10 protein-coding genes are annotated in these 11,286 nt (G+C 67.1%); 2 read left to right on the top strand and 8 right to left on the bottom strand.

The annotated features are described in order from the left end of the window. The gene (locus tag CCK87_RS04025) at positions 1 to 531 is read right to left on the bottom strand and encodes a GNAT family N-acetyltransferase (protein ID WP_086460156.1); all 531 of its coding nucleotides are present in this window, start codon (positions 529 to 531) and stop codon (positions 1 to 3) included. Between the two features lie 66 nt (positions 532 to 597). Here CCK87_RS04025 and CCK87_RS04020 point away from each other — a divergent pair, with 66 nt between their 5' ends. Both CCK87_RS04020 and CCK87_RS04015 read left to right on the top strand, forming a co-directional pair. Continuing rightward, the gene (locus CCK87_RS04020) at positions 598 to 1,200 is read left to right on the top strand and encodes a TIGR03086 family metal-binding protein (protein WP_086460155.1); all 603 of its coding nucleotides are present in this window, start codon (positions 598 to 600) and stop codon (positions 1,198 to 1,200) included. Between the two features lie 86 nt (positions 1,201 to 1,286). Beyond that, positions 1,287 to 2,216, top strand: coding sequence for an SDR family oxidoreductase (locus CCK87_RS04015; RefSeq protein WP_086460154.1), 930 nt, complete (start codon positions 1,287 to 1,289; stop codon positions 2,214 to 2,216). Between the two features lie 48 nt (positions 2,217 to 2,264). On the opposite strand, the gene gatB is transcribed toward CCK87_RS04015, so the two are convergent. The 7 genes from gatB to CCK87_RS03980 all read right to left on the bottom strand — a co-directional run bounded on the left by gatB (position 2,265) and on the right by CCK87_RS03980 (position 11,285). Further along, positions 2,265 to 3,782 (bottom strand): Asp-tRNA(Asn)/Glu-tRNA(Gln) amidotransferase subunit GatB, encoded by a 1,518-nt coding sequence (gene gatB / locus CCK87_RS04010; RefSeq protein ID WP_086460153.1) that lies wholly within the window; start codon positions 3,780 to 3,782, stop codon positions 2,265 to 2,267. Beyond that, a complete protein-coding gene (gene gatA, locus CCK87_RS04005; RefSeq protein ID WP_086460152.1) occupies positions 3,782 to 5,317 on the bottom strand; it encodes an Asp-tRNA(Asn)/Glu-tRNA(Gln) amidotransferase subunit GatA in 1,536 nt (511 codons plus the stop codon). Before gatA ends, gatB begins: the two co-directional genes overlap by 1 nt. After that, complete coding sequence (gatC, locus tag CCK87_RS04000) at positions 5,317 to 5,616, bottom strand: Asp-tRNA(Asn)/Glu-tRNA(Gln) amidotransferase subunit GatC (RefSeq protein ID WP_086460151.1); 300 nt, start codon at positions 5,614 to 5,616, stop codon at positions 5,317 to 5,319. The genes gatA and gatC overlap by 1 nt, the downstream gene beginning before the upstream one ends. Positions 5,617 to 5,744: 128 nt before the next feature. Then, entirely contained in the window at positions 5,745 to 8,048 is a 2,304-nt protein-coding gene (ligA, locus tag CCK87_RS03995; protein ID WP_086460150.1) for an NAD-dependent DNA ligase LigA, read from the bottom strand. Further along, the gene (mnmA, locus tag CCK87_RS03990) at positions 8,048 to 9,220 is read right to left on the bottom strand and encodes a tRNA 2-thiouridine(34) synthase MnmA (RefSeq protein ID WP_170927130.1); all 1,173 of its coding nucleotides are present in this window, start codon (positions 9,218 to 9,220) and stop codon (positions 8,048 to 8,050) included. The genes ligA and mnmA overlap by 1 nt, the downstream gene beginning before the upstream one ends. A gap of 46 nt (positions 9,221 to 9,266) precedes the next feature. Further along, on the bottom strand, positions 9,267 to 9,650 hold the full coding sequence (trxA, locus tag CCK87_RS03985) for a thioredoxin (protein WP_086460148.1): 384 nt from the start codon (positions 9,648 to 9,650) through the stop codon (positions 9,267 to 9,269). Positions 9,651 to 9,785: 135 nt separating this feature from the next. Then, positions 9,786 to 11,285, bottom strand: a complete 1,500-nt coding sequence (locus CCK87_RS03980) for a catalase (protein WP_086460147.1) — start codon at positions 11,283 to 11,285, stop codon at positions 9,786 to 9,788. Between the last annotated feature and the right edge of the window lies 1 nt (position 11,286).

The following is an 11,286-nucleotide window of genomic DNA, read 5'->3' as shown; positions in this document are numbered from 1 at the left end:
CTAAGACGCCTCGGGCAGAGACGAGGCGGGTAAGACGGGGGCAGACAGCAGCGCGACCTTCACGGATCCGCCCTTCGTGACCTGCTCGCCCAGCTGCACGAAGCCGAGCCGATCGTGGAACGCCAGAGACCCCGGGTTCGGCGGATCGAGGTTGACCTCGCACGTGACTTCGACGAGTCCGGCCAGCTCTGCCTCGGCGAAGACCCGCTCGTAGAGAATCTGTCCGAGACCCCGGCCGCGCATGCCCTGGTGCACGACGATGCGGTCGACGTAGAGAAAGTCACCGCCGCGCTCTTCGAACCAGCGGTAGTTCTCGCTGTCGTAGTCGTTGCCGGCCGTCAGCGTGATGACGAGTCCCAGCGGCTCTCTGGGCGACGCGTCGTCGACCACGATCACCGCAGAGTGCGCCATCGACACGAGATCGAGCAGTTCTTTCTCGTCGAGCAGGTTGACCGCCGGTATCGCCCCGTTGTTCATCGCGAGAAGCGGAGTCAGATCGGTAGCGTCGATGTCTCGGGTCGTCAAGGTCACCCCGAGAGCCTAACCGCACCGGCTCGGCGGAATGCGCACCGCCATGATGGACTTATACCCAGGACTATGACGAGCACCGCCGACAGGAGCCCCATCGTGACCATCGACTGGCTGACACTGCAGTACACCGCCCACGCCGAGTTCACCGCGCGTCTGAACGCGGTGACCGATTGGAACGCGCCCACGCCCGACACCGACTGGAACACCCGTCAACTCGTGACCCACGTGATCGAAGAACAGCAGTGGGTGCCTCTGCTGCTCGAGGGCCGCAGCCTGCGCCACGCTCGATCGCTCAAGCGGCCCCTGTCGAGCGATCTCGCGGCAGAGTGGGCGCAGTATTCGAAGGCCGCGACCGACGCGTGGCGGTCGGCGGCGCCGGATGCTCAGGTGCAGCTCTCGTACGACACCGTGACGGTCACCGAGTACCTGCGTGAGCAGGTCTCCGATGTCACGATCCACACCTGGGACCTCGCTCGTGCGACCCGGTCGGCGGAGACCATCGACGAAGAGCTGATCGCCGCAGTCTGGAGCGTCTTCGAGCCGCAGAAAGAGACGCTCGAAGCGTCAGGCCTGTTCAGCTCGCCCGTTCCCGTTCCCGAGCATGCGTCGCTGCAGTCGAAGCTGCTCGCTCTGACGGGACGTGACGACAGGCTTCCGCTCTCCGCGTAGCCGCCGATGTATGCATCGACATGAAGGCGCAATAACCTGAGGTCTAGGCGGCGAACCCGAGACGCCGCCCCGCAACGAGGAGCCTCATGTCGACCCCAGCAGCGCTGTCCATTCCCGACCAGCACGGCAAGCGTGTGATCATCACCGGCGCCAACAGCGGTCTCGGACTCGAGGCCGCACGCCGTCTGGCGGCAGCCGGTGCCCACGTGGTCATGGCCGCGCGCACGGCCGAGAAGAACGCTCACGCCGCCGAGACGATCCAGAAGAGCGTTCCGGATGCCTCGCTCCAGCTGGAGAGCCTCGACCTCGCGTCCCTGGCGAGTGTGGAGGCGTTCGCCGACCGCATGATCGCCGAGAAGGTGCCCACCGACATCCTGATCAACAACGCCGGCGTCATGGCGGTGCCCTCGAGGCGCACGACAGAAGACGGCTTCGAGTTGCAGTTCGGCACGAACCACCTCGGTCACTTCGCCCTCACCGCACGTCTGCTCCCGACACTGACCGCCGCTGAGGCGCCCCGTGTCGTCACCCTGTCGAGCGTGATGCACTGGATCGGTCGCATGCGATTCGGAGACCTCAACGCCGAGAAGAAGTACAACGCGTGGCTCGCCTACGGCCAGTCGAAGCTGGCGAATCTGCTCTTCGCCCACGAGTTGCAGCGCCGAAGCGATGCCGCCGGATGGGGCCTGCTGAGCGCCGCGGCGCATCCCGGTTCGAGCCGCACGAATCTGCAGAGCGCGGGCCCGCAACTGGGTCGCGACAAGCCGGCCAACGCGTTCGTCGAGCGCTTCATGCAGTCGCCCGGGCTGTCGCAGAGTGCAGAGCAGGGCGCAGAGCCCGAGCTCTTCGCCGCGACCTGGGCGAGCGTCTCGGGCGGTGACTACGTCGGGCCCACCGGGGCGTTCGGTCTCACGGGCCCTCCCGGCCGCGCGAAGCAGAGCCGACGAGCCCTCGATCAGAGGGACGCCCTGCGGCTGTGGACCGCGTCGGAGGACCTGACCGGCATCGACCTCTAGCCCCTCGACAGGCTCGTCACCCGAGCCTATCGAAGGGCAGCGGGCCGACTACTCGGGAAGAGCTGTGGCTCGCTCGAGAACGAGTTCGCGAACGCGTGCGGCGTCGGCCTGACCCTTCATCGCCTTCATCACTGCTCCGATCACGGCGCCGGCGGCCTGGACCTTGCCGTCGCGGATCTTGGCGAGCACGTCGGGCTGGCTCTGCAGGGCCTCGTCGATGGCGGCGATCAGCGCGCCGTCGTCTGACACGACGGCGAGGCCGCGCGCATCCACGACCTGCTGCGGGGTGCCCTCGCCGGCGATCACGCCCTCGAGAACCTGCCGCGCGAGGCGGTCGGTGAGGGTGCCGTCATCAACGAGCGCGACGAGCTGCGCGACCTGCAGCGGCGTCACGAGTGTCGTTGCGTCGACGCCCTGCGCGTTGGCCGTTCGGGCGATCTCGCCGGTCCACCACTTGCGCGCGGCTGCTGGCGAAGCACCCGCGGCCACGGTGTCGATGACCTCGTTGACCAGGCCGGAGTTCGTCAGGTCTTGGAACTCGAGGTCGGTGAAGTTCCACTCGGCCTTGAGGCGGCGGCGGCGCGCCGCGGGCGCCTCGGGCAGGGCCGCGCGCAGTTCCTCGATGAGCTCTGCCGAGGGAACGACGGGCAGCAGATCCGGCTCAGGGAAGTAGCGGTAGTCGTCGGCGTCGGACTTCGGGCGCCCCGCAGAGGTCTCGCCCGTGTCTTCGTGCCAGTGCCTGGTCTCCTGCGTGATGGTTCCGCCGTCGTCGAGGATGGCGGCCTGGCGCTGGATCTCGTAGCGGATCGCTCGCTCGACGCTGCGCAGCGAGTTGACGTTCTTCGTCTCGGTGCGGGTTCCGAGCGGCGCGGGGGGCTCACCCTCGGGCGTGCGCCGACGCAGCGAGATGTTGGCGTCGCAGCGCAGGTTTCCGCGCTCCATGCGCGCCTCCGAGATGCCGAGGCCCACGACGATGTCGCGGATCGTCGACACGTAGGCCTTGGCCAACTCGGGTGCGTCGGCCTCGGCGCCGTAGATGATGTCGGTGACGATCTCGACGAGCGGCACACCGGCGCGGTTGTAGTCGACCAGCGAGTACTCGGCGCCCTGGATGCGACCGGTCGCGCCACCCACATGGGTGAGCTTTCCGGCGTCCTCCTCCATGTGCGCCCGCTCGATGGGAACGGTGAACATGCGCCCGTTCGGAAGCTCCACCTCGACGGAGCCCTCGAAGGCGATGGGCTCGTCGCTCTGCGAGATCTGGTAGTTCTTGGCCAGGTCGGGGTAGAAGTAGTTCTTGCGGGCGAACCGGCTCGTCGGTGCGATGGAGCAGCCGAGGGCCAGGCCCAGGCTGATCGCGTAGCGAACGGCCTGTCCGTTGACGACGGGAAGCGATCCCGGCAGACCGAGGTCGACCGGAGTGATGTTGGTGTTGGGCTCGCCGCCGAAGTAGTTGGGCGCGTCAGAGAACATCTTGGTCTTGGTGCTGAGCTCGATGTGCACCTCGAAGCCGAGAACCGGCTCGAACAATTCGAGCGCGCGGTCGTAGTCCATCAATTTCGCCATCAGACGGCTCCCTCGTCGGTCGCGTTCATTTCACTGGAGGACAGGTCGGGCGCCTGGCTCAGGAGCGTGTGGCCCCACTTCTGCTCGAGCAGCGCCTCGAGCGCCGCCGCGACGCCGTAAAGGCGGGCGTCTTCACGGGCCGGTGCCAAGAACTGGATGCCGACGGGCAGGCCGTCTTCCGCGGCCAGGCCGGCGGGCACCGAGATTCCGGGGATGCCGGCGAGGTTCGCCGGGATCGTGGCGATGTCGTTGAGATACATCGACAGCGGATTGCCGGTCTTCTCGCCGAGTTTGAACGCCGTGGTGGGCGCCGTCGGCGACACCAGGACATCGGCGTTCGCGAAGGCGGCGGCGAAGTCGCGCTGCACGAGCGTGCGCACCTTCTGAGCACTGCCGTAGTAGGCGTCGTAGTAGCCGGCGGAGAGCGCGTAGGTGCCGAGGATGATGCGTCGCTTCGTCTCTGCTCCGAAGCCCTGCTCGCGGGTGGCACTCATCACGTCTTCGACGGTTCCGCCGCCCTTCGGGTTGACCCGCAGACCGAAGCGCACGGAGTCGAACTTGGCGAGGTTGCTGGAGGCCTCGGCGGGCATGATCAGGTAGTACGCGGCGATGGCGTGCTCGACGCTCGGAAGCTCGACCTCGGTGATGATGGCGCCCGCTGCCTCGAGAAGAGCCAGTGCTTCGCGGAAGCGCTCCATAACACCGGGCTGGAAGCCGTCGCCCTGGAGCTCTTTGATGACACCGATGCGCAGACCCGCAACGTCGGCGTTGCGCACGGCCTCGGCGAACGAGGGCCACACGTCGGTGAGAGAGGTGGAGTCGCGGGGGTCGTGCCCGCCGATCACGTCGTGCAGCAAGGCCGAGTCGAGAACGGTGCGGGAGACCGGGCCGATCTGGTCGAGGCTGGAAGCGAGCGCGATGGCTCCATAGCGGCTCACCCCGCCGTAGGTGGGCTTGAGACCGACCGTGCCGGTGACGTGGGCGGGCTGGCGGATAGATCCGCCAGTGTCGCTGCCGAGCGCGAAGGGCGCTTCGAAGGCCGCGACCGCAGCGGCGGAGCCGCCGCCGGATCCTCCCGGGATGCGCTCGAGATCCCACGGGTTGTGTGTGGGGCCGTAGGCGGAGTGCTCCGTCGACGAGCCCATGGCGAACTCGTCCATGTTGGTCTTGCCGAGCGAGACGAGGCCAGCGGCCCGCAGCTTGGTCATGACCGTCGCGTCGTAGGGCGGAACCCAGCCCTCGAGGATCTTGGAGCCGCTGGTCGTCGGCATGCCCTTGGTGACGATGACGTCTTTGATGGCGATGGGCACGCCGGCCAGCGGGTGCAGCTGCTCGCCCGCCGCACGGCGACGGTCGATGTCGGCCGCCTCGGCGAGAGCGCTGTCGGATGCGACGTGAAGGAACGCGTGCACCGCGCCTTCGACCGCAGCGATGCGGTCGAGGTGAGCCTGGGTCGCTTCGACCGAGCTCACCTCTTTCGAGGCGAGCTTAGATGCGAGGGCGTCGGCGGTGAGCCGGGTCAGATCGGATGTCATTACTGCTCCTCCCCCAGGATCGCTGTGACGCGGAACCGGGAGCCGTCGTGGTCGGGTGCCCCTGCCAGCGCCTCTTCGGCGGTGAGGGTCTGCCCCACGACGTCGTCGCGGAAGACGTTCTGCAGCGGAATCGGGTGGCTCGTCGCCGGCACGTCAGGTGTCGCGACCTCGGCGACCGTGGCCACGTGGTCCATGATCGACCCGAGTTCGCTGGTGAGCGACACGATCTCTTCGGGCGTCAGGGCGATGCGGGCGAGGTTGGCGAGGTGAGTGACCTGCTCCTGCGTGATTTCGGACATGCTGCTCCGTGTCTTCATTCGGGGGGAGTTCGGACGAACCCACCGATTCTACCGGAGGCGGTCGCGGTGATCTCGGCGCAGCCCTGCCGCGTTGGTCGAGTAGGCCGCCCGCGGCCGGATCGAGACCACTACTGCTTAGACCCCTCGTCTACTTCTGCCTCGGGGGCGGGACCCAGCGCATCCGGGCCCTCGGTGACGAGGATCGCGAACTGCTCGGCGTCGATGATGCGCAGGCCCAGGGCCTCGGCCTTCGTGAGTTTGGAACCCGCACCGGGGCCCGCCGCCACGAAGTCGGTCTTCTTGCTGACGCTCGACGCGGCCTTGCCTCCCGCGTTCATGATCGCTTCGAGGGCTCCCTCGCGACTGAACCCCTCGAGAGATCCGGTGGCGACCACCGTGATGCCCGAGAGGACTCCGCCCTCGACGACCGCGGCTCCCGGACCCGGATGCCCCGGGGTCGTGAACTGCACGCCGGCCGCGGCCCACGCCTCGACGATCTCGACGTGCCAGTCGACAGCGAACCAGTCGATCAGGGCATCGGCGATGATCGGTCCGACGCCGTCGACCGCGGCGAGTTCGTCGCGGCTTGCGGCGCGGATGGCATCGAGCGAGCCGAAGTAGTCGGCGAGTGCGCGTGCCGCGACCGGGCCGACATGGCGAATCGACAGCGACACGAGAATGCGCCACAGCGGCTTGGTCTTGGCCTTCTCGATCTCGGCGAGGAGCTTCACCGCGTTGGTCGAGGGCACGGAGAACTCGTCACCCGCGAACTCGAGTGCTTCGGGATCGTAGGCTCCATCGCGCTTCTGACGCTTGCGTTGGAACGGCGTGACCCGCTTCGGCTCGCCGTCGTCGGTGAGTTTGACCATGCCCGTCTCGTTGTCGCGCACGACGACGGTGATCGGGAAGATGTCTTGCATGCGGAGGGCGAAGAGCCCCGCCTCAGTCTCGAGCGGCGGTTCGGCCGGTTCGAGCGGTTGGGTCAGTGCCGCCGCCGAGACCTCGCCCAGCACCTCGATGTCCAGTCCGCCGCGAGATCCCACGTGTTCGACGCGCCCGCGTACCTGCGCGGGGCAGCTGCGGGCATTCGGGCAGCGCAGATCTTTGTCGCCCTCTTTCGCCGGGGCGAGACGGGTGCCGCACTCCGGGCAGTTCTCGGGCATCACGAACGCGCGCTCATCGCCGGTGCGCAGTTCGACGACCGGGCCGAGCACCTCGGGAATGACGTCGCCGGCCTTGCGCAGAACCACGATGTCGCCGATGAGCACGCCCTTGGCTTTGACCACGTCTTGGTTGTGCAGGGTGGCCTGACGCACTTCCGACCCCGCGACCTCGACTTTCTCCATGACGGCGAAGGGCGTGGCTCGGCCTGTACGCCCCACGCTCACGACAATGTCGAGCAGTCGAGTGTTGACCTCTTCGGGCGGGTACTTGTAGGCGGTCGCCCAGCGCGGGGCGCGGCTCGTGGCACCCAGCTCGTCGTGCAGGGCGAGATTGTCGACCTTGATGACGATTCCGTCGATCTGGTGCTCGACACTGGCGCGATGGATGCCGTTGTAGCGGACGAACTCGACCACGTCGTCGATGTCGTCGAAGACCTTGAAGTGGGTGGAGATGGGGAGCCCCCACTCGGAGAGCAGGCCGTACACCTCGCTCTGCGCCGCGACGGGAGGGTTGGGCCAGGCGCCGATGCCGTGCACGAGCATGCGCAGGCGAGACAACCGGTTCTCGACCAGGGCGAGCTGCTTGTCGTTCTTGCCCTCGGTCTTCTGACGAAGCGAACCCGCGGCCGCGTTGCGAGGATTCGCGAACACGCGCTCCCCCGCCGCCTCTTGAGCGGCATTCAGCTCGTCGAAGGATGCGACGGGAAAGAAGATCTCACCCCGAACCTCGACGAGAGGGGGATGACCTGTTCCTTTGAGGCGAGGCGGGATCTGTTTGATCTGAAGCACGTTGTCGGTGACATCTTCGCCGACCACCCCGTCGCCCCGTGTGGCGGCTGTGACGAGAACGCCGTTCTCGTAGCGCAGGTTGATGGCGAGGCCGTCGATCTTGAGCTCGGAGAGGTAGCGCACCGCACTGCGTCCGGCGTCGCGCTCGATCTTCGAAGCCCACTCGCGCAGTTCGTCTTCGCTGAAGACGTTGTCGAGGCTGAGCATGCGCTCGGCGTGGGTGACCGGGGTGAACATCGTGGTCTCTGCGCGGCCACCCACGGTCTGGGTGGGGCTGTCGGCGCTCTGGAGTTCGGGATGAGCACGCTCGAGTGCGTCGAGTCGGCGTACGAGGGCGTCGTATTCGGCGTCGGACACCGTCGACGCGTTCTTCTCGTAGTACTGATCGCGCAGCTCGAGGATGCGCGACGTGAGCTGCTCGGCCTCGACCTTGGCCTCGGCAAGGTCGGGCGTGGCCTCGTCGGGAAGGATCTCGGACATCAGGCCACGGCCGGGCTGGAATCGGAAGCGAACGAGACAGCGCTCACCGTGCGGTCGATCGTGCACTGGCCGAGAACGCGTGTTCCGATATACACCACGGCAGTCTGCCCGGGGGCGACACCATTGAGCGGCGTGTGCGGCGTGATCACGAGCTCGTGATCGGATGCCGGTCGCTGGCCTTCGACAGGCACGGGAACCTCGAGGGGGCGTACGACGGCGGTCGCCGCGACAGGGTCTGCGTGGGCCCTGATCTGCACCTCGCACTCGAAGGCGACCTCGGGATGCTCGGGAGGAAGGCCCGCCCAGGTGAAGCGGGCGCCCGCGATCTCCGAGATGTCGAGCGCCTCTTTCGGACCGACGACCACCTGGTTGCTGATGGGCCGCACCTCGAGAACGAAGCGCGGCTTGCCGTCGGGCGCCGGCATGCCGAGGTGCAAGCCTCGGCGCTGGCCGACCGTGAACGAGTGGGCTCCGTCATGGCTGCCCACGACGCTGCCGTCGCGTTCGATGACCTGGCCGGTCTCGGCACCGACGCGCTCGGCGAGCCACCCCTTGGTGTCGCCGTCGGGAATGAAGCAGATGTCGTGACTGTCGGGCTTCTTCGCCACGGAGAAACCGCGCTCAGCAGCCTCAGCGCGAACCTCGGCCTTGGACGGCGTTGCGCCGAGTGGGAACATGCTGTGCGCGAGCTGCTCGCTGGTGAGGACGCCCAGAACGTAGCTCTGGTCTTTGGCCCAGGTCGCGGCCCTGTGCAGTTCGCGATTGCCCTGGGCATCGGTGACGATGTTGGCGTAGTGGCCCGTCGCCACGGCGTCGAACCCGAGGTCGACGGCCTTCTCGAGAAGGGCGGCGAACTTGATGCGCTCATTGCAGCGCATGCACGGGTTGGGAGTGCGCCCCGCTGTGTACTCGGCGACGAAGTCGTCGACCACGTCGGCCTTGAACCGCTCGGAGAAATCCCATACGTAGTAGGGGATGCCGATCTTGTTGGCCACACGCTGCGCATCCATCGAGTCTTCGATGGTGCAGCATCCGCGCGCGCCCGTGCGGAGAGTGCCGGGCATTCTGGAGAGGGCGAGATGCACCCCGACCACATCGTGCCCGGCCTCGACCGCGCGCGCCGCGGCCACCGCGGAGTCGACCCCGCCACTCATCGCTGCTAAAACCTTCACGGAACGAGCTTACGTGAGGGGTACGACGGCGGGGCCGGGGTGGTGCTTACTCGGCCGGTGTCGTAGCCGCGGCGTCTGCCTCGGCCTGGGCCTTCATCGCAGCTTCGACGTCGAGCGCCTTGAGCTGTGCGACGAGGTCGGCGAGTGCGGGCGCGGGAAGCGATCCAGCCTGGCGGAACACGGGCACGCCGTTCTTGAACGCCATGAGCGTGGGGATCGACGTGATCTGCGCCGCGGCCGCGAGCTGCTGCTGGTCTTCGGTGTCGATCTTTCCGTAGACGACATCGGTGTTGTCGTTGCTGGACTTCTCGAAGACGGGAGCGAACTGCTTACAGGGTCCGCACCAGTCGGCCCAGAAGTCGAGAAGAACGATCTCGTTGTCGGTGATGGTCTTGTCGAGGGAATCGGCGGTGACGGTAACGGTAGGCAAAACGGGCCTCCTCGTGAAGCGTGTCGGTTGATGGTCGTGCGGTTCGCGAAACGCTACCCGCACGACCCGTACAACGAAACGGGGTTGCGCTTCATTCCCCGGCCCGCCCGAGGGCGGGCCGGGGACGATGCACTACTACGCGCCGATGCCCACGACCTCGGGCTGCTCGTTGGAACCAGGAGCGCTCGGCTCCACCGCTGCGGCCACGCGAGCGCCGAGCGTCGCGTCGACGTTCGTCCAGTACTGGTACACGCGCTGGCGGAGGCCGGCATCGGTCACCTTCGAGACGTGACCCGCGATGTTCGCGACGAGCCGGTCGCGAGCCGCGTCATCCAGCACCTCGCGAACGAGCGTGCCGGCCTGGCCGAAGTCGTCGTCGTCAGCGTGCAGAGTCGCGGCGGCGCGCACGAGCTCGCCGTCGCTCTCCCAGCCCGCGTCGTTGCCGTGACGCGCAGGGTCGGCGTGAGGGCCGCCGTGCGAGTTCGGCGCGTAGACGGGGGTTTCCTCCGAGTTGAAGCCGTGACGCATCGCGCCGTCTTTCGAGTAGGAGTTGACCGGCGAGACCGCTGCGTTCACGGGCAGCTGGGCGTGGTTCGTTCCCACGCGGTAACGGTGCGCGTCGGCATAGCTGAAGATGCGGGCGAGCAGCATCTTGTCGGGGCTGGCCGCGATTCCTGGAACGAAGTTCGAGGGAGCGAAGGTCGCCTGCTCGATCTGAGCGAAGTAGTTCTCGGGGTTGCGCGTCAGGGTCATCGTTCCGACCTCGTGCAGCGGGTAGTCGGCGTGCGGCCAGACCTTGGTGAGGTCGAACGGGTTGAAGCGGTAGTTCGCCGCGTCGGCGTAGGGCATGATCTGCACCGAGAGGGTCCAGCTGGGGTAGTCGCCACGCTTGATCGCCTCGGAGAGGTCGCGGATGTGGAAGTCCGCATCCTCACCGGCGATGCGGTCCGCGTCGGTCTGGCTCAGGATCTCGATGCCCTGGTGGGTCTTGAAGTGGTACTTGACCCAGAAGCGCTCGCCCTCGGCGTTGATCCACTGGTACGTGTGCGAACCGAAGCCGTCCATGTGTCGCCACGAGGCCGGCAGACCGCGGTCGCCCATGAGCCACGTCACCTGGTGGGCCGTCTCCGGCGACAGGGTCCAGAAGTCCCACTGCATGTCGTGATCGCGCAGGTGTGTGCCGGGCAGACGCTTCTGCGAGTGGATGAAGTCGGGGAACTTGATGCCGTCACGAATGAAGAAGACCGGCGTGTTGTTGCCGACGAGGTCGTAGTTGCCCTCGTCGGTGTAGAACTTGAGGGCGAATCCGCGAGGGTCGCGCCACGTGTCGGGGCTTCCCTGCTCGCCGGCGACGGTCGAGAACCGAGCGAGCACGTCGACGGATGCGCCCGGCTGGAAGAGGCTGGCCCGGGTGTAGGCCGACACATCGTGGGTGGTGACGAACGTTCCGAATGCGCCGCCGCCCTTGGCGTGCACGATGCGCTCCGGAACCTTCTCGCGGTTGAACTGCGCCAGCTTCTCGACCAGGTAATGGTCATGCAGTGTGATGGGACCGTCGGCTCCGACGGTCTGCGAGTGCTCGTCACTGGCGACGGGTGCGCCCGAGTTGGTGGTGGTAAAAGCATCGGTGGACATA

Source organism: Agreia sp. VKM Ac-1783, from assembly GCF_900177765.1.
Taxonomy (GTDB): domain Bacteria; phylum Actinomycetota; class Actinomycetes; order Actinomycetales; family Microbacteriaceae; genus Agreia.
Note: the sequence above shows the minus strand (reverse complement) of the source record. Positions and strands in the feature narration are given on the sequence as shown.